The organism is Erwinia typographi, assembly GCF_000773975.1.
GTDB classification, from domain to species: Bacteria; Pseudomonadota; Gammaproteobacteria; order Enterobacterales; family Enterobacteriaceae; genus Erwinia; species Erwinia typographi.
On the sequence record NZ_JRUQ01000029.1, the window covers coordinates 1 to 16690 of the forward strand.

The window sequence follows — 16690 nt, forward strand, 5'->3', positions numbered from 1 at the left end:
CGCTATTTAGGACGGGTCAAGGCATTTAAAAAGGTCGATAGCAACTATCGACCTTTTTTTATCCGCCGCCAGCCAGGCCCGTTAAAGCCAGTGGCAGAGAAGCATTACTGGAACAGGCCCAGGTTCTCTTTGGCGTAGGCTTCAAAATCGGTGCAGCCGCCAATGTGGTTCTCATCAAGGAAGATCTGCGGCACAGTTTCAACCGGCTTGCCGACGGTTTTTTCCAGATCGGCTTTGGTGATGCCTTCTGCGTGAATGTCCACGTAGCGGAAGTCGAAGTCATCACGCTCTTCGGTCAGCTTTTCGGCCAGCTCTTTCGCACGGACACAGTAAGGACAGCCAGGACGTCCAAAAATCACTGCAAACATAGGTTTCTCCTCAAAGGTCGATATTTGTGTGATGTATATCACAATTCATCAATTAATGGCGATTATCATGCCCGCTTCGTTCCGCGAAGGGAAGAAGGAATTACCTGTTGGTCCGATTCGCACAGGCTATGCAAAATCTGTCAGCTTAGGCTTTAATAACGGCTGGCAGGATAGAGCAACCCCCAGAGAGGAGATACACCATGCGTGCTTTTAGTCGTATGCCCAGGTTTGTACTGGTGCTGGAAGGACTGGGGGGAATATTGCTGCTGCTCTCTTACTTCACGCTACATCGAATGCTACCCTTACCGGCGCCTTTTTCCGGCCCGCTGGCCGCGACATTTATGATTTTCGCCGGGATTGCGCTGATGCTTCCTGCCGCGCTGCTGCTGATGTGGCGCACGGCCAAAGCGATGGCGCCGGAACTTTTTAACGCAAAGCCAGACCCAACTACTCCAGGAGAAAAGCATGACGCCGACCATTGAGCTACTGCGCTCGCACCGATCTATTCGGGCTTTTACCGAGAAGCCGATTGAGGAAGCGCAGCGTGAAGCTATTCTGGCCGCCGCTCAGTCAGCATCCAGCTCCAGCTTCCTGCAATGTTCTTCAATTATCCGCATCACCGATCGGGCCGTTCGCGACCGGCTGGTTGAGCTGAGCGGTGGACAGCAGTACGTAGGGAAAGCCGCTGAATTCTGGGTGTTCTGCGCCGACTTCAATCGCCATCTGCAAATTTGTCCTGAGGCCCAACTGGGCCTGGCGGAGCAGCTGCTGTTAGGCTGTGTGGACACCGCGCTGATGGGGCAAAATGCGATGATCGCGGCGGAATCCCTTGGGCTGGGCGGCGTATTTATTGGCGGCATTCGCAACGGTATTGCTGAGGTCACCGAGTTGCTGGGCCTGCCACACTACGTTCTGCCGCTGTTTGGCCTGTGCCTCGGCTGGCCTGCGCAGTCTCCGCAGCATAAACCAAGGATGCCTGCCGCGATGCTGGTGCATGAAAACCGCTATCAGCCGATCGACCCCGAGGTGCTGGCGACCTACGACGGCGAGCAGGTGGAATACTATCTCTCACGGGAGAGCAATCCGCGCCGTGAGAGCTGGAGCGAACATATCCAGAAAACCATCATCAAAGAGAACCGCCCGTTTATGCTGGATTACCTGCATCGGCAGGGTTGGGCAACGCGTTAAGCTCCCCGGAGGCAACTGGTGAAAATAGCGATTCTTTCCCGAGATGGCTCGCTTTACTCTTGCAAACGCCTGCTTGAGGCTGCGCGTGAACGCGGCCACAGCGTTGAGGTTATCGATCCGCTCTCCTGCTACATGAATATCAACCCTGGCTCCTCGGCCATTCACTACCGTGGTGAACAGCTGGGGCATTTCGACGCCGTTATCCCGCGTATTGGCTCGGCGATTACCTTCTACGGCACCGCCGTGCTGCGCCAGTTTGAGGTTTGCGGCAGCTATCCGCTGAATGAGTCGGTAGCGATCACCCGCGCGCGTGACAAGCTGCGCTCCCTTCAACTGCTGGCCCGCCAGGGCATTGATATGCCGGTGACAGGGTTTGCCCATTCGCCTGATGACACCAGCGATCTGATTAAAATGGTAGGCGGCGCACCGCTGGTGGTGAAGCTGGTGGAGGGAACGCAGGGAATTGGCGTGGTGCTGGCGGAGACGCGTCAGGCGGCAGAAAGCGTGATCGATGCTTTTCGCGGGCTGAACGCGCACATTCTGGTACAGGAATTTATTAAAGAAGCCCACGGGCGCGACATTCGCTGCCTGGTTATTGGCGGCGAAGTGGTGGCTGCGATAGAGCGCGAAGCTAAAGAAGGGGATTTTCGCTCCAATCTGCACCGTGGCGGCACGGCGCGCTGCGTGGAGATCACCGGAAGAGAGCGCGAAATGGCGATAAGCGCCGCCGCTACGCTGGGACTGGACGTCGCCGGGGTGGATATCCTCCGTGCCAGGCGTGGCCCGCTGGTGATGGAGGTGAATGCCTCCCCAGGCTTAGAAGGGATTGAAAAAACAACCGGTTTGGATATCGCGGCCATGATGATCGGCTGGATAGAAGAGCAGGCCCACCCCGGCTTCTGTCTGAAAACCGGCGGATAGTGGCTTATTTCTGTCACAATCGTGGTGTTCAAGCGGATTTTTCCGTAAGCTAGGGCGCAATTTTAAGGCGGTAAGAGAAAAGTACATGGATTCACTCGTCGTTCCAGATATTGACGTAATACGACGTTGGCTGGATCAGCAAAGCATCACCTGGTTTGAGTGCGACTCTTGTCAGGCGCTTCACCTGCCGCATATGCAAAATTTCGACGGGGTGTTCGATGCCAAGCTCGATCTGGTCGATAACGTTATTCTGTTTTCTGCCCTGGCCGAGGTCAAGCCAACGGCGCTGATCCCGCTGGTAGGCGATCTTTCGCAGATCAACGCCAGCTCGCTGACCGTGAAAGCCTTTGTCGATATCCAGGATGATAATTTGCCAAAGCTGATCGTCTGTCAGTCGCTTAGCGCCAGCGCAGGCTTGACCTACGGGCAGTTCGTCCACTTTATGAAGCAAAGCGAAGAGCAGATCTCCATGGTGGTGCTCGAAGCGTTCGCTAACCATCTACTGGTGCCGGGCGAAGAAGATGACCGTACCGAGGTTGTCTCCTCCCACTCATTACTGCATTAAAAACCTCCTGTTTATGCCGGGTCAATCGCTGATGGGCCCACTCATCCGCTGATTATTTATTCAGTCGCGCTGACCGGTTGCTACATTCCCCAGTTTAAAGCGCGAAATAACCATTTTTTATTCTGCTTTTTACCCGGATATGCCAGATATTTGTCGCCGTTTATGCCGTCTTTGGCGTATCACATAGAGGAAACAGGCATTAAAAATCGATAAAAGGCGTTTTTTACGCCGGGGGCTGGCCTGGGGGAAGCGGGGGGGCTATTCTTGCGAAGCTGCATTTCTCATGCAACGTCGTTACATGTATAGGTTTTTTCTATTTAACAGCACGGTGAATAATCATTCATTGTAGAGCTATAACTGGCCGGTTGTAGGTGGCTTTGCCTCAGGCTGTAATTATCCCTGTTCAGGAGAATGGAAAACATGTTCACCCCACGTAAAAAATGGTTGTCAGGTGTAGTTGCTGGCGTGCTGATGGCGGTTTCCGTCGGCGCAGGGGCTGCTGATAAGACGCTGCATGTTTATAACTGGTCAGACTATATCTCCCCGGATACCGTGCCGAATTTCGAAAAGCAAACCGGTATCAAAGTGGTTTACGACGTGTTTGACTCCAATGAAGTGCTGGAGGGCAAGCTGATGGCCGGCAGTACCGGCTATGATGTAGTGGTGCCTTCATCCAGCTTCCTCGCCCGTCAGTTGCAGTCCGGCGTGTTTCAGCCGCTGGATAAGAGCAAGCTGCCTAACTATAAAAACCTCGACCCAGACCTGCTGAAAAAACTGGATCAGCACGACCCGGGCAACAAATACGCCATTCCTTACCTGTGGGCCACCACCGGTATCGGCTATAACGTGGATAAGGTCAAAGCGGTGCTGGGCAAAGACGCGCCGGTTGACAGCTGGGATCTGGTACTGAAGCCGGAAAATCTGGAAAAACTGAAGAGCTGCGGCGTTTCCTTCCTCGACGCGCCGGAAGAAATTTTTGCCACCGTTCTGAATTACCTGGGCAAGGACCCGAACAGCTCTGATGCTAAAGATTACTCTGGCGCCGCCACGGACCTGCTGCTGAAGCTACGTCCCAGCATCCGCTACTTCCACTCTTCGCAGTACATTAACGATCTGGCTAACGGCAATACCTGCGTAGCGATTGGCTGGGCTGGTGACGTTCTGCAAGCGAAAAACCGCGCGGTTGAAGCGAAAAATGGCGTACACATTGCCTACAGCATTCCAAAAGAGGGCGCGCTGGCGTTCTTCGACATGCTGGCCATTCCTAAAGATGCCAAAAACGTTGATGAGGCCTACCAGTTCCTCAACTATCTGATGGAGCCGAAAGTCATCGCCGACATTTCCAATAAGATGTTCTATGCCAACGGCAACAAGGCTTCCGTGCCGCTGATCGATGCCGATGTCCGTAATAACCCGGGCATTTTCCCAACGCCGGACACCATGGCTAAATTGTTCGTGCTGAAGGTACAGGACCCAAAACTTGACCGTGTGCGCACGCGCGCATGGACTAAAGTTAAAAGTGGTAAGTAATTGACAAAAACGAGCCTGACTCGCTTTTGATTCAGCAACAGAGGCGCATTAACTGGCCTCTATTTGTCTTTTATATGGCTGAGTCGCCGTATTCAGTTAGCGCCGGAGAGTAATGGTAGTGAACGACGCGATCCCCCGTCCGCAACAAAAAGCTGGCAAGGCGTTGACGCCGCTGCTTGAGATCCGCAATCTGACCAAGTCTTTTGACGGCCAGAACGCGGTAGATGATGTCAACCTGACCATTTATAAAGGTGAGATTTTTGCGCTGCTGGGCGCATCCGGCTGCGGGAAATCAACGCTGCTGAGGATGCTGGCTGGCTTCGAACCGCCGACCTCCGGGCAGATAGTGCTGGATGGCCAGGACCTTTCCCATGTGCCGCCTTATCAGCGCCCAATCAACATGATGTTCCAGTCCTACGCGCTGTTCCCGCATATGACTGTGGAGCAGAACATCGCCTTCGGCCTGCAGCAGGATCGCCTGCCTAAAAACGAAATCGCCAGCCGCGTGGCGGAGATGCTGACGCTGGTGCATATGCAGGAGTATGCCAAACGTAAGCCGCACCAGCTCTCTGGCGGCCAGCGTCAGCGTGTGGCGCTGGCCCGCAGCCTGGCGAAGCGGCCTAAGCTGCTGCTGCTGGATGAGCCAATGGGCGCGCTGGATAAGAAGCTGCGCGATCGGATGCAGCTGGAAGTGGTCGATATTCTTGAGCGCGTCGGCGCAACCTGCGTGATGGTTACCCACGATCAGGAAGAGGCGATGACCATGGCCGGGCGTATTGCGATCATGAACCGCGGTAAATTCGTGCAGATCGGTGAGCCGGAAGAGATTTACGAGCATCCGACGACCCGCTACAGCGCGGAGTTTATCGGTTCGGTGAACCTGTTCGAAGGGATACTGCGCGAGCGTCAGGCCGATGGTCTGGTTATCGAAAGTCCGGGGCTTGTCCATCCGCTGAAGGTTGATTCCGACGCCTCAGTGGTTGATGGCGTACCGGTGCACGTCGCGCTGCGCCCTGAAAAAGTGATGCTTTGTGAAGAGGCGCCGGCTGACGGCTGTAATTTTGCGGTGGGTGAAGTGGCGCACATTGCCTATCTGGGCGATCTGTCTATTTACCACGTTCGTTTGCGCAGCGGCCAGACGATCAGCGCTCAGTTGCAAAACGCCCATCGCTTCCGCAAGGGTACGCCAACCTGGGGAGACGAAGTGCATCTCTGCTGGGACGCGGACAGCTGTGTGGTTCTGACGGTATAGCGGGGGAAGTAATGAGCCAACAATCTTCAAAAAACACCGAGCCGCCGACCCGTTCACCCGGCTCGCTGAGCGCTTTTCTCGGCCGGTTGCAGATGAAATACGGGCGCAGGCTGACGATCGCGATACCCTATATCTGGCTGGTGCTGCTGTTCCTGCTGCCGTTTCTAATCGTTCTGAAAATCAGCTTTGCGGATATTGCGCGCGCCATTCCGCCGTACACCGACCTGCTGACCTGGGCTGACGGCGAGCTGACCATGGTGATGAACCTTGGCAACTACCTGACGCTGACGGATGACCCGCTTTACATCGATGCTTATCTGCACTCGCTGGAGGTGGCGGCGATCTCAACGGTGGTCTGCCTGCTGATCGGCTATCCGCTGGCATGGGCCGTCGCGCACAGTTCGCCGTCGACGCGTAATATTTTATTGTTATTGGTGATCCTCCCTTCGTGGACCTCTTTCCTGGTGCGCGTCTATGCGTGGATGGGAATACTGAATAACAACGGTATCCTGAACCGGTTCCTGATGTGGACTGGGATTATCGATCACCCGGTGGCGATTCTGTATACCAACCTGGCCGTCTATATCGGCATCGTTTATTGCTATCTGCCGTTTATGGTGCTGCCAATTTATACCGCCTTAACCCGCATCGATTATTCGCTGGTCGAAGCCTCTCTGGACCTGGGCGCAAGGCCACTAAAGACCTTTTTCAGGGTGATTGTGCCGCTGACTAAAGGCGGGATTATCGCCGGTTCGATGCTGGTATTTATTCCTGCGGTGGGCGAATACGTGATCCCGGAACTGTTAGGAGGGCCGGACAGTATTATGATTGGCCGCGTCCTCTGGCAGGAGTTCTTTAATAACCGGGACTGGCCGGTAGCTTCAGCGCTGGCAGTGATCATTTTGCTGATTCTGATCCTGCCGATAATCTGGTTTCATAAGCATCAGAACAAAGAGATGGGGGAGAAGAAATGACGACGTTACCTACCATCCGTTCCCCATGGCGCATCGCGATTCTGGTGCTGGGTTTTGCTTTCCTCTACGCCCCGATGGCGCTGCTGGTGATCTATTCGTTTAACTCATCCCAGCTGGCGGCGTGGGAGAGCTTCTCCCTGCACTGGTATAACGTGCTGTTCCATGATGATGCGATGAAAAGCGCCGTGGCGCTGAGCCTGAGTATTGCCGCGCTGGCGGCTACGGCGGCATCGGTACTGGGCACCATTGCGGCAGTAGCGATCGTTCGTTTTGGCCGCTTTAAAGGCTCCACCGGCTTTGCCTTTATGCTAACTGCGCCGCTGGTGATGCCGGACGTGATTACCGGCCTCTCTTTGCTGTTGCTTTTTGTGGCGATGGGCAATGCCTTCGGCTGGCCTGCTGACCGCGGTATGCTGACTATCTGGCTGGCCCATGTGACGTTTTGTACCGCCTATGTCGCGGTGGTGATCAACGCGCGCCTGCGCGAGCTGGATCGTTCGATTGAAGAGGCGGCGATGGATCTGGGCGCGCCGCCGCTGAAGGTCTTTTTCGTTATTACCGTTCCGATGATCGCCCCGGCGATTGTCACCGGCTGGCTGCTGGCCTTCACGATTTCACTGGACGATCTGGTGATATCCAGCTTTGTGACGGGCCCAGGCGCGACTACGCTACCGATGCAAATTTTTGCCACGGTACGACGCGGCGTGAACCCGGAGATTAATGCGCTGGCTTCGCTGATCCTGTTTGTGGTGGGCATCGTTGGCTTTATCGCCTGGCGCTTTATGGCGCACGAAGAGAAAAAGCGGCAGAAGGATATTCAGAAGGCGCGCGGCGGTCATTGATCGTCGGCGGCGAGCGGCAGGGAGGCCGCTGCTGAATCTCCCCAGAGTGGATTCACTGTTTTTTTACGTGCAGCCGCCACGTAAATATTTCTCTGGTAAAACTCATCATCCCCGTTAATTTAGCCTCTCTGTAATAACATCAGCCATCACCTGGCTGGCATTCGATTATCAATAGCGAAAAGAAACAAACGGGTCGCAGCAAGCAGAAAGTCGTTATTGATTTAACCTGCGCTTCAATATGGCCAGGCGCTGATAATAACCCTATCGTTAGTCATATTCTTTTCGTTATTCAGCCCGTTGGTTAATGCGGGGAAAACGCTTTTCTGACTGGCGCTATTCCCTTTATTGCGCTAAGCATTAGCTGTTGCGCCGGGCAGCGAAAAGAAGTAATGAGTTTATGGCTGGCGGACTGAATAAAGCGAAGCTGCTGGTGAAAAACCGTTTCAGGCAGCATTATTCTGTTTGTCGGAGCATTAAAAAATATCGTATTATTATAGTAATTATTAATTATCCACCCCGTAATGATCGTTCAGGCCCAACGTTACCGGAGCTCCAGACTTGCGCAAAGGCACTATTCCGGGACCGCAGGTTCCGTCCGGCAGGAGAGTGATATGTCAGAGGTGTTCAGAGAGGGAAAGGCAGTCCTGACATCACCGTCGTCGGTGCCCGTTGCGGTGCTGGTAGCTGGCATTGCCATTATCGCTACCCGATTAATCAGTCTGGCCCTTCAGGTGCACGAGCTGGGGCTGGCGGAGGTCGCCAGTTTTGTTTACCGCAGCGCTCAGGCCTGGGATTCCACGCTGATTTTTATCGCCAGCCAGCTGCTGTTTTTCTTTGAACTGCGCTGTGCGGTGGCCCTGATGCGCGGAAAAAACTGGGGGCGCTGGGGATATGCCGTCGCTCAGGTGGTGGTGGTACTCTATATGTATAGCGCCTCAATGGGATGGATCTACCCTGAATTGTTCAGCATTAATGGGGAAAATAGCCTGCAAATTGTCCACCTGCTGATATCACAAAAGCTTCCCGACCTGCTGGTGATCCTGCTGCTGTTTGTCCCGGCGGGCTGCCGACAATTTTATCGCCAGCGCTAAAGGCTGGATGCTACAATCGCCGCCCGCTTTTCGCTTTACGGATTAACCGATTTTATCATGCACTGCGCTCTCTATGACGCCGATCGCTGCCGCTCCTGCCAGTGGCTGCCCATTCCTTATCCCCGACAGCTTGAACAGAAGCAGCAGCGGCTTAGCCAACTGCTGGCCAGTCAGCCGGTAAAAAGCTGGCTGCCGCCTGCGACCTCTGCCATGCAGGGATTTCGTAACAAAGCCAAAATGGTGGTAAGCGGCAGCGTGGAGCGGCCGGTGCTGGGTATTGTGCATCCTGACGGTACGCCTGTTGATTTGTGCGACTGCCCGCTGTACCCGCAGAGCTTTGGCGACATTTTTGCCAGGCTGAAACCCTTTATCGCTCAGGCCGGGCTGACGCCCTATAACGTGGCCCGCAGGCGGGGTGAGCTGAAATTTATTCTGCTAACGGAAAGCACGCTTAACGGCCAGCTTATGCTGCGTTTTGTCCTGCGATCCACGACGAAGCTGGAGCAGCTAAAGCGCGCGCTGCCAACGCTACAACGGCAGTTGCCCCAGCTGAGCGTCATTTCGGTGAATATTCAGCCGGTGCCGATGGCGATCCTCGAAGGAGAAGAGGAGATAGCGCTGACGGACAACCAAACGCTGGCCGAGCAGCTTAACGATGTTCCTCTGTGGATACGCCCGCAGAGTTTCTTCCAGACTAACCCCGCCGTCGCCGCCAGGCTCTATGCCACGGCGCGCGAGTGGGTGGGGGGGCTGGGTATCAGCAGCATGTGGGACCTGTTTTGCGGCGTCGGGGGTTTTGGTCTGCATTGCGCTACGCCGGAGATGTCGCTGACCGGGATTGAGATTGCCGCAGAGGCTATCGCCTGCGCGCGGCTTTCGGCTGAGCTGATGGGGTTGAAAAAGGTCAGCTTTGCGGCGCTGGACTCTACCGCTTTTGCTACCGGCGAAGCGGCCGTACCGGATTTGGTGCTGGTTAACCCGCCGCGCCGGGGGATTGGCGCGCAGCTTTGCCACTATCTCACCACCATGGCACCGCCTTATCTTCTCTATTCAAGCTGCAATGCGGCCACGCTAGCCAGTGATATCGCCCTGCTAAGCGATTACGCCGTTGAGAAGGTGCAGCTGTTTGATATGTTCCCGCACACCGCCCATAGCGAAGTCCTGGCCCTTCTCAAACGGCGGGGCTAGTCAGCGGCGCCAAACCAGCGACGACGAAGCTGGTCCAGCGTACCGTCGTTCTTCAGGCTTTCAAGCGCCTTATTAAGGTTATCCAGCAGTTGCGTATTGCCCTTACGCACCGCAATTCCCAGCCCTGAGCCAAAAAAGCGCTGGTCAGTGATCGGCTGGCCGACTACGGCAAGCTGCGGGTTAGTTTTTAGCAACTCCTGTATTGCCACCGTATCGCTGAAAATGCCGTCCAGCCTGCCGTTACGCATATCCAGCAGCGCATTCTGGTAGTTATCATAGGTGACGGCGATGATCTCCGGCCAGGTTACAGTCAGCCAGGCCTGATGGGTCGTTTCCGCGCCGATACCGACGCGTTTTCCCTTCATCTGCTCGATATTATTGTACAGCCCTTTCCCCGCGACCATCGTGCCGGAGTTGTTAATGTACGGGTTGGTGAAATCGACCAGCTTCTGCCGCTCTTCAGTGATATCCAGACCGGAGATTACCGCGTCGTAGCGGCGGAACTTGAGCGATGGCAGCAGGCGTTCGAAAATATTGTTGGTGAAGCTACACTGCTGCTGCATCCGCTCGCAGAGCGCCTTCGCCAGATCGATATCAAATCCTACCAGCTGATATTCGCTATTAAGAAACTCGAAAGGCGGATTGTTCGCGGTTGAGGCAAAACGCAGGGGGGCTGCTGCCTGGGCGCAGCTTATTATTGCGGTTAGCAGAAGGAGTAAAACAAGCTTAAGCATCACGTACCGTCCTTGCGGCCATATTACCTGGCTATTATGCCTTGCAGGACGCGCGCGCTATTCGCTGATTAACCGCTAAAGAAGGGCTGTGTCTGAGGGATTCCGGTGACCTGGGCCACCGGTGGGATCAGTTCCGACGCTCAAAGGCGAGGGCGCGGCGCTCAATCAGACGCATCATCAGCGTGAGTAATCCGTTCACGCAGAGATAAATCAGCCCGGCGGCGGCAAATACCGTGACGTCATAGGTCCGCCCATAAAGCAGCTGGCCGTGGCCCATCACTTCCATCAGCGTGATGGTGTAGGCAAGCGAGGTGCTTTTGAATACCAGCACCACCTCATTCGAATAGGAAGAGAGGGCGCGCTTAAACGCATACGGCAGCAGAATACGCAGCGTCTCCTGGCGGTTCATGCCCAGCGCAGAGCAGGATTCCCACTGGCCCGCTGGAATGGCGCGCATAGCGCCGTGAAAAAGCTGAGTCGTGTAGGCGGCGCTATTCAGTGACAGCGCCAGCAGCGCGCACAGCCACGGCTGCGAGAGAATATGCCACAGCCAGGGGATCGCCTGAATCGACGGGAACTGGCCCGGGCCGTAATAAATCAGGAAGATCTGCACCAGCAGCGGCGTGCCGGTGAACAGGGTGATATATCCCCGGACCGCCAGGCTCAACAGCGGCACTTTTAGCGATAAAATAACGGTGAACAGCAGGGCAAACGCCAGCGCCAGGATCAGTGAGGCTACGGTCAGGGTCAGGCTGGTGTGCAGCCCTTTAAGCAGTTCGGGTAGATAGCTCAGCATCAGGCATTCCCCTGCTCAAAACGCGTAGCGCGCCGATCGATGTGCTTCAGCACCTTCTGGCTCAGCAGGGTAATCACCAGATAAATAGCTGCGGCTATCAGATACCAGGTGAAAGGCTCCTGGGTGCGGGCGGCAATGCTTTTGGTTTGCAGCATAATATCGTTCACGCTGATCAGTGAGACCAGCGCAGTATCTTTCAGCAGCACCAGCCATTGGTTGCCAAGGCCTGGCAGCGCATGACGCCACATCTGCGGCATGATCAGGCGGAAGAAGATCGCCGGGGTTTTCATCCCAAGAGCGCGGCCTGACTCCCATTGCCCCACCGGCACGGCTTTCAGCGCGCCGCGAAGCGTCTGCGAGGCGTAGGAGGCATAGAGAATCGACAGGGCAATCACCCCACAGAGAAACGGGCTGACGTCGAAGTTCTGGATGGGAACCTGCACGGCAAAGCGGAACAGCCCAAGGTTAACCGTAAAGCCGTCGGACAGCGTCAGCAACAGCTGCGAAGCGCCAAAATAGACGAAGAGCACCACGAGGATTTCCGGCAGGCCGCGAAACAGCGTCACCAGCCCCGTACCCAGCCAGGCAACCGGGCGCCAGCGGGCCGATTCCCAGGCGGCGAAAAGCATCGCCAGAATCAGCCCGACCACCAGTGCGGAAACGGCAAGGCCAACGGTCATACCGGCGGCGCTTGCTAAAGGATAGAGTTCATTCATTCAGGAATTACTGCTGGAACCATTTGTTGTAGATGGTTTTGTAAGTGCCATCGGTCTTGACTTTATCCAGCGCGGTGTTGAACTGGCTTTGTAAATCCGCATTGCCCTGGCGGACAGCGATGCCCAGACCGGTGCCGAAGTAGGCTTTATCCGTGACTTTTTCGCCCACCGGCGCCAGGTTGGCGTTCTGCTTCAGCCATTCGTTAACCACGGCAGTATCGCCAAATACCGCGTCAATCCGGCCATTTTTCAGATCCAGAATGGCATTCTGATAGCTGTCATAAGGAACGGTATTCACCTCGCTCATTTTTTCAGTCAGGTATTTCTGGTGAGTTGTGCCGTTCTGTACCCCGACCCGCTTGCCCTTCAGCGCATCAACCGCCGCGATTTTGCCTTTCTGCGCAATAAACATCGCCGAGTTGTCATAGTAGGCTTTGGAGAACAGTACCTGCTTTTCACGCTCAGGCGTGATATCCATACCGGCCATCACCGCGTCAAAACGGCGGAACTTCAGGCTTGGGATCAGGCTGTCGAAGGCCTGGTTGGTAAAGGTACAGGTGGCGTTCATTTCGCGGCACAGGGCGTTTGCCAGGTCGACATCAAAGCCCTGAATTTTGTTATCTGAATCGACAAATTCAAATGGAGGGTAGGAGGCTTCGGTAGCAAAACGGATAGTTTGCGCGGCGCTCGCGCTCAGGCTTAAACCCGCTAACAGTGCGGCAAGTACGACTTTTTTCATCATTATACCCTGCATTAGTGCGATAGATAATTGGCAAACGCTTCGGTTTGCGGCTGTGTAAAGCGACTGGCGTCACCCTGTTCGACCACGTAGCCATTTTCCATATACACCACCCGGCTGGCCGTCTTGCGAGCCACTTCGACTTCGTGGGTGACGATCACCTGGGTAATGTTGGTCTGCGCCAGTTCCTGAATGATCGAGACGATCTGCGCGGTAATCTCCGGGTCGAGCGCGGCCGTTGGCTCATCAAACAGCAGCACCGCAGGCTCCATCATCAGCGCGCGGGCAATGGCTACGCGCTGCTGCTGTCCGCCGGAAAGGTGCAGTGGAAAACGGTCGGCAAATTTGGTCAGGCGCAGGCGATCGAGAAGCTTACCGGCGCGGGCAAACGCCTGCTCTTTGCTTAAGCCCAGCACGCGGCAGGGCGCTTCAATCAGGTTGTGCATGACGGTCAGATGCGGCCAGAGATTATACTGCTGGAAAACCATGCCGACGTTCTGCCGCAGCTCGCGTATGGCCGCGGCGGACGGGGTTTTAGCGAAGTCGATTTGATGACCTGCTATGCTCAGCGTGCCGGAACGGGGCATCTCCAGCAGGTTCAGAACGCGCAGCAGAGAGCTTTTACCGGCGCCGCTTGGCCCCAGCAGAACCAGCGTTTCCCCTTCCGGGCACGCCAGTTGAATGTCGAACAGGGCCTGATGGGCGCCGTAAAAGCAGTTAATACCGTTTAGTTGAATACTCATGCGCAAAAAGTGAATAGCAATTGATGCTGCGAATCTTAACGTTGACGGCATACTTATGCAATCATCGTGCGTTAAAATACCTTTATGACTAGCCGTAAAGTCAAAGGCTAGCACAAAATCGCGCGTTTTGATGGTTTTTGCCGCAGGCAGGAGAACAGTGTGCAGCAGAGCGTGCCATCAGGCGATGGCACGAGGGAATAGCCCTATCTCAGCAGACGCTGGCTGAGAGAGCCGCCCTGCAAATGCGGATTCGGGCCGTTATAGCGTACGTCATCGACCGTCCAGCAGGTTCCTTCCCGCACCATCAGCACCTCGTCCTGCCATTCAACAGGTTTGCTGCCGTCGCGGCTCAGCGTCACGCGCAGCGGGATGTTGCGCGCATCGGTATTTGGAATGGTTGAGGAATCAGCCACGCTGGCCGAGGTGGGACCGGCCGCCAGGCTTGAGAAGAGATCTCCCTGGCTCAGATCGGCATCACTGCGGCTCTCGCTGTTAGCCTTCAGCAGCGTGTTGTAAAGCTTGTCGCTCAGGTAAGGACGATATTTTGCCAGCTGCTGCGCCGTTGGCAGGCCCTGAGTGGGCTCCTTCAGACGCAGATCGTAAAACTGCTCCGCGACTGAATCCGGGCCGCCATCAACGCAAGGACCCATGCGTGTACCGATGTCCTTATAGGCGGGTTCTACGGTGGTACAGGCGCTAAGCAGCAGCGCCACTGGAGCCAGTGCAGCAATCGCTTGGTATTTCATCTTGATTTCCTTATTGTTTCTGGATGACGGTTTTTAGCATAGAGTATAGCCGCTCTGCTTAGCCAGAAGGGCTACACTCGGAAAGAACAGCAAAAGGAGAATGAACCATGAAATTTTCTACCACTCCAACCCTGGAAGGTCATCGCATTACGGATTACTGCGGCGTAGTCACCGGCGAAGCGATTCTGGGCGCCAATATATTTCGCGATTTTTTTGCCGGCATCCGCGATATCGTCGGCGGCCGCTCCGGCGCTTACGAAAAAGAGCTGCGCAAAGCCCGGCAGATTGCCTTCGCCGAGCTGGAGGAGCAGGCTAAAGCGCTGGGAGCGAACGCGGTCGTGGGGATTGATATCGACTATGAAACCGTCGGTAAAGACAGCAGTATGCTGATGGTCAGCGTCAGCGGTACAGCCGTCAAAGTCAGCCAGTGAGGCGTCTGCTGCTGACCTCGGTAGCGGCCCTGCTACTGAGCGCCTGCGGCTCATCTGGTTTTGAGTCGCACAAGGGCTACACCGTCGATACGCGCCATTCTGCTTATGGCGCGCGTCCGCGGGTGAAAGTGCTGGTGATTCATTACACGGCCGAAGATTTCCCAACTTCGCTGGCTACCCTGACCAGTCGTGAGGTCAGCGTTCATTACCTGATCCCCGCCGCGCCGGAGCAGAAGCAGCATCAGCCGGTGGTACTGCGTCTGGTGCCGGAGTCCGAGCTTGCCTGGCACGCTGGCCCCAGCTTCTGGCGCGGCGCCTCAAGGCTGAATGATACTTCGGTGGGCATTGAGCTGGAGAATCAGGGCTACAGGAACGCCCCCGGCGGGCGGAGCTGGTCGCCGTTTCCGCCGCCGCAGATGGCGGCGCTGATGCCACTGGCGCGGGATATTGTTCAGCGCTACCACATTCTGCCGCAGGATGTGGTGGGTCACAGTGATATCGCGCCGCAGCGCAAGCTGGACCCTGGCCCACTATTTCCCTGGCAGTGGCTGGCGAAGCAGGGGATCGGGGCCTGGCCGGATGCCTCGCGGGTGAGCTTCTATCTCGCGGGCAGAGCGCCGCAGCAGCCGGTTGAGCAGGGGCGCCTGCTGACGCTGCTCTCGCTTTACGGCTATCAGGCCAGCCCGGAGATGCCGCAGGAAGAGCAGCAGAAGGTGATTGCCGCCTTCCAGATGCATTTCCGCCCGTCGGACTATCGGGGGCTGCCGGATGCGGAGAGTGAGTCGATTGTTCGGGCGCTGCTGGAGAAATACGGCGAGGGTTAAAATTGGCGGCCGCTTGGCCGCCTCTTTACGTCCGTTATCCTAAAAACGCTTTCCACTGGGCGACCAGCGTTTCCAGCGCGGGGCGATCGATATCCAGATGCGTCACCAGCCGCGTCACCGCACCGGTGCCGATCAGAATGCCGTGCTGCTCCATCCACGCTTTCAGCGGGGCTATCTGCGCTTCCGGCAGGCGGACAAACACCATGTTAGTGTCCTGACGTAAGACATCCACGCCAATGGCTTTTAGCCCTGCGGCCAGCCACGCGGCATTATCGTGATCCTCCTGCAGGCGGGCGACATTATGCTCCAGCGCATACAGGCCGGCAGCGGCAAGAATACCGGACTGACGCATTGCGCCGCCGGTCATCTTCCGCCAGCGGCGCGCGCGCTGAATATACTCTTCGCTGCCGCAGAGTAATGACCCCACCGGCGTGCCCAGCCCCTTGGACAGGCAGATGGTCAGCGTATCGCAGTAGCGGGCCAGCGCCTCCAGCTCCACGCCCAGAGCCACGGCGGCGTTAAAAATGCGCGCGCCGTCAACGTGCAGCGCCAGCTTGCGCTCGCGGGTGAATGTCCACGCTTCCTGTAGATAAGCCAGTGGCAGGACCTTGCCGTTATGGGTGTTTTCAAGGCTCAGCAGTTTCGTGATGGCGAAGTGAAAATCATCAGGCTTGATAAACTGGGCAACCACGTCCAGCGGCAGCGTCCCGTCGTCGGCGGCGAGCACCGGCTGGGGCTGAATGCTGCCCAGTACCGCCGCACCGCCAGCCTCATACTTGTAGTTATGCGCCAGCTGGCCGACGATGTATTCTTCGCCGCGCTGGCAGTGGCACAGCAGCGCCACAAGGTTGGCCTGGGTGCCGGTGGGTAAAAAGAGGGCGGCCTCTTTGCCGCTCAGCTGCGCCGCTTTTGCCTCAAGGGCGTTGACCGTCGGATCATCGCCGTAGACATCATCTCCGGTTTCGGCGGCCATCATCGCTGACAGCATTGCTGTGCTGGGGCGGGTTACCGTATCACTGCGAAAATCAATCACGCTTGCGCT

At 56.2% G+C, this 16690-nt stretch carries 20 protein-coding genes; 12 read left to right on the top strand and 8 right to left on the bottom strand.

Annotation, left to right across the window (positions count from 1 at the left end; genetic code table 11):
* Positions 1-104 precede the first annotated feature (104 nt).
* Positions 105-368: a GrxA family glutaredoxin gene (locus NG99_RS09805; protein WP_034891624.1), complete on the bottom strand. Its 264-nt coding sequence runs from the start codon at positions 366-368 to the stop codon at positions 105-107.
* 200 nt (positions 369-568) lie between these two features.
* Between NG99_RS09805 and NG99_RS09810 the strand changes: the two genes are divergently transcribed.
* From NG99_RS09810 to rlmC, 10 genes are all read left to right on the top strand, one after another.
* Positions 569-850: a DUF1418 family protein gene (locus tag NG99_RS09810; protein ID WP_034891627.1), complete on the top strand. Its 282-nt coding sequence runs from the start codon at positions 569-571 to the stop codon at positions 848-850.
* Entirely contained in the window at positions 834-1556 is a 723-nt protein-coding gene (gene nfsA, locus NG99_RS09815) for an oxygen-insensitive NADPH nitroreductase (RefSeq protein ID WP_034891629.1), read from the top strand. The genes NG99_RS09810 and nfsA overlap by 17 nt, the downstream gene beginning before the upstream one ends.
* 18 nt (positions 1557-1574) lie before the next feature.
* Complete coding sequence (rimK, locus tag NG99_RS09820; RefSeq protein WP_034891632.1) at positions 1575-2477, top strand: 30S ribosomal protein S6--L-glutamate ligase; 903 nt, start codon at positions 1575-1577, stop codon at positions 2475-2477.
* An 85-nt stretch (positions 2478-2562) separates the two neighbouring features.
* The gene (locus NG99_RS09825; RefSeq protein WP_034891635.1) at positions 2563-3042 is read left to right on the top strand and encodes a YbjN domain-containing protein; all 480 of its coding nucleotides are present in this window, start codon (positions 2563-2565) and stop codon (positions 3040-3042) included.
* Positions 3043-3462: 420 nt separating this feature from the next.
* The gene (gene potF, locus NG99_RS09830; protein ID WP_034891955.1) at positions 3463-4572 is read left to right on the top strand and encodes a spermidine/putrescine ABC transporter substrate-binding protein PotF; all 1110 of its coding nucleotides are present in this window, start codon (positions 3463-3465) and stop codon (positions 4570-4572) included.
* A 118-nt stretch (positions 4573-4690) separates the two neighbouring features.
* Positions 4691-5824, top strand: coding sequence for a putrescine ABC transporter ATP-binding subunit PotG (gene potG / locus NG99_RS09835; RefSeq protein WP_157032602.1), 1134 nt, complete (start codon positions 4691-4693; stop codon positions 5822-5824).
* An 11-nt stretch (positions 5825-5835) separates the two neighbouring features.
* Positions 5836-6798, top strand: coding sequence for a putrescine ABC transporter permease PotH (potH, locus tag NG99_RS09840; RefSeq protein WP_034891640.1), 963 nt, complete (start codon positions 5836-5838; stop codon positions 6796-6798).
* On the top strand, positions 6795-7640 hold the full coding sequence (potI, locus tag NG99_RS09845; RefSeq protein WP_034891643.1) for a putrescine ABC transporter permease PotI: 846 nt from the start codon (positions 6795-6797) through the stop codon (positions 7638-7640). Before potH ends, potI begins: the two co-directional genes overlap by 4 nt.
* 611 nt (positions 7641-8251) lie before the next feature.
* A complete protein-coding gene (locus tag NG99_RS09850; RefSeq protein ID WP_034891646.1) occupies positions 8252-8731 on the top strand; it encodes a YbjO family protein in 480 nt (159 codons plus the stop codon).
* 57 nt (positions 8732-8788) lie between these two features.
* On the top strand, positions 8789-9919 hold the full coding sequence (gene rlmC / locus NG99_RS09855) for a 23S rRNA (uracil(747)-C(5))-methyltransferase RlmC (RefSeq protein ID WP_034891648.1): 1131 nt from the start codon (positions 8789-8791) through the stop codon (positions 9917-9919).
* On the opposite strand, the gene NG99_RS09860 is transcribed toward rlmC, so the two are convergent.
* The 6 genes from NG99_RS09860 to NG99_RS09885 all read right to left on the bottom strand — a co-directional run bounded on the left by NG99_RS09860 (position 9916) and on the right by NG99_RS09885 (position 14393).
* Positions 9916-10653 carry a transporter substrate-binding domain-containing protein gene (locus NG99_RS09860; protein ID WP_034891651.1) on the bottom strand — a complete coding sequence of 246 codons (738 nt, stop codon included), beginning with the start codon at positions 10651-10653 and terminating at the stop codon, positions 9916-9918. The genes rlmC and NG99_RS09860 overlap by 4 nt on opposite strands.
* Before the next feature lie 127 nt (positions 10654-10780).
* A complete protein-coding gene (artM, locus tag NG99_RS09865; RefSeq protein ID WP_034891654.1) occupies positions 10781-11449 on the bottom strand; it encodes an arginine ABC transporter permease ArtM in 669 nt (222 codons plus the stop codon).
* Positions 11449-12165, bottom strand: coding sequence for an arginine ABC transporter permease ArtQ (gene artQ, locus NG99_RS09870; protein ID WP_034891657.1), 717 nt, complete (start codon positions 12163-12165; stop codon positions 11449-11451). Before artQ ends, artM begins: the two co-directional genes overlap by 1 nt.
* Before the next feature lie 7 nt (positions 12166-12172).
* Positions 12173-12904 carry an arginine ABC transporter substrate-binding protein gene (gene artJ, locus NG99_RS09875; protein ID WP_034891660.1) on the bottom strand — a complete coding sequence of 244 codons (732 nt, stop codon included), beginning with the start codon at positions 12902-12904 and terminating at the stop codon, positions 12173-12175.
* A 14-nt stretch (positions 12905-12918) separates the two neighbouring features.
* A complete protein-coding gene (artP, locus tag NG99_RS09880) occupies positions 12919-13647 on the bottom strand; it encodes an arginine ABC transporter ATP-binding protein ArtP (protein ID WP_034891663.1) in 729 nt (242 codons plus the stop codon).
* Between the two features lie 203 nt (positions 13648-13850).
* Positions 13851-14393: a lipoprotein gene (locus tag NG99_RS09885; protein WP_034891666.1), complete on the bottom strand. Its 543-nt coding sequence runs from the start codon at positions 14391-14393 to the stop codon at positions 13851-13853.
* A gap of 107 nt (positions 14394-14500) precedes the next feature.
* Here NG99_RS09885 and NG99_RS09890 point away from each other — a divergent pair, with 107 nt between their 5' ends.
* Positions 14501-14824 carry a heavy metal-binding domain-containing protein gene (locus NG99_RS09890; protein ID WP_034891669.1) on the top strand — a complete coding sequence of 108 codons (324 nt, stop codon included), beginning with the start codon at positions 14501-14503 and terminating at the stop codon, positions 14822-14824.
* The gene (locus tag NG99_RS09895; protein ID WP_034891672.1) at positions 14821-15648 is read left to right on the top strand and encodes an N-acetylmuramoyl-L-alanine amidase; all 828 of its coding nucleotides are present in this window, start codon (positions 14821-14823) and stop codon (positions 15646-15648) included. The genes NG99_RS09890 and NG99_RS09895 overlap by 4 nt, the downstream gene beginning before the upstream one ends.
* Positions 15649-15682: 34 nt before the next feature.
* On the opposite strand, the gene ltaE is transcribed toward NG99_RS09895, so the two are convergent.
* Entirely contained in the window at positions 15683-16681 is a 999-nt protein-coding gene (ltaE, locus tag NG99_RS09900; RefSeq protein WP_034891675.1) for a low-specificity L-threonine aldolase, read from the bottom strand.
* Positions 16682-16690 lie beyond the last annotated feature (9 nt).

Coding starts and splice junctions, on each gene's coding strand:
- NG99_RS09805 (WP_034891624.1), bottom strand. CDS start 368: ATGTTTGCAGTGATTTTTGGACGTCCTGGCTGTCCTTACTGTGTCCGT.
- NG99_RS09810 (WP_034891627.1), top strand. CDS start 569: ATGCGTGCTTTTAGTCGTATGCCCAGGTTTGTACTGGTGCTGGAAGGA.
- nfsA (WP_034891629.1), top strand. CDS start 834: ATGACGCCGACCATTGAGCTACTGCGCTCGCACCGATCTATTCGGGCT.
- NG99_RS09825 (WP_034891635.1), top strand. CDS start 2,563: ATGGATTCACTCGTCGTTCCAGATATTGACGTAATACGACGTTGGCTG.
- potF (WP_034891955.1), top strand. CDS start 3,463: ATGTTCACCCCACGTAAAAAATGGTTGTCAGGTGTAGTTGCTGGCGTG.
- potH (WP_034891640.1), top strand. CDS start 5,836: ATGAGCCAACAATCTTCAAAAAACACCGAGCCGCCGACCCGTTCACCC.
- potI (WP_034891643.1), top strand. CDS start 6,795: ATGACGACGTTACCTACCATCCGTTCCCCATGGCGCATCGCGATTCTG.
- NG99_RS09850 (WP_034891646.1), top strand. CDS start 8,252: ATGTCAGAGGTGTTCAGAGAGGGAAAGGCAGTCCTGACATCACCGTCG.
- rlmC (WP_034891648.1), top strand. CDS start 8,789: ATGCACTGCGCTCTCTATGACGCCGATCGCTGCCGCTCCTGCCAGTGG.
- NG99_RS09860 (WP_034891651.1), bottom strand. CDS start 10,653: ATGCTTAAGCTTGTTTTACTCCTTCTGCTAACCGCAATAATAAGCTGC.
- artM (WP_034891654.1), bottom strand. CDS start 11,449: ATGCTGAGCTATCTACCCGAACTGCTTAAAGGGCTGCACACCAGCCTG.
- artQ (WP_034891657.1), bottom strand. CDS start 12,165: ATGAATGAACTCTATCCTTTAGCAAGCGCCGCCGGTATGACCGTTGGC.
- artJ (WP_034891660.1), bottom strand. CDS start 12,904: ATGAAAAAAGTCGTACTTGCCGCACTGTTAGCGGGTTTAAGCCTGAGC.
- artP (WP_034891663.1), bottom strand. CDS start 13,647: ATGAGTATTCAACTAAACGGTATTAACTGCTTTTACGGCGCCCATCAG.
- NG99_RS09885 (WP_034891666.1), bottom strand. CDS start 14,393: ATGAAATACCAAGCGATTGCTGCACTGGCTCCAGTGGCGCTGCTGCTT.
- NG99_RS09890 (WP_034891669.1), top strand. CDS start 14,501: ATGAAATTTTCTACCACTCCAACCCTGGAAGGTCATCGCATTACGGAT.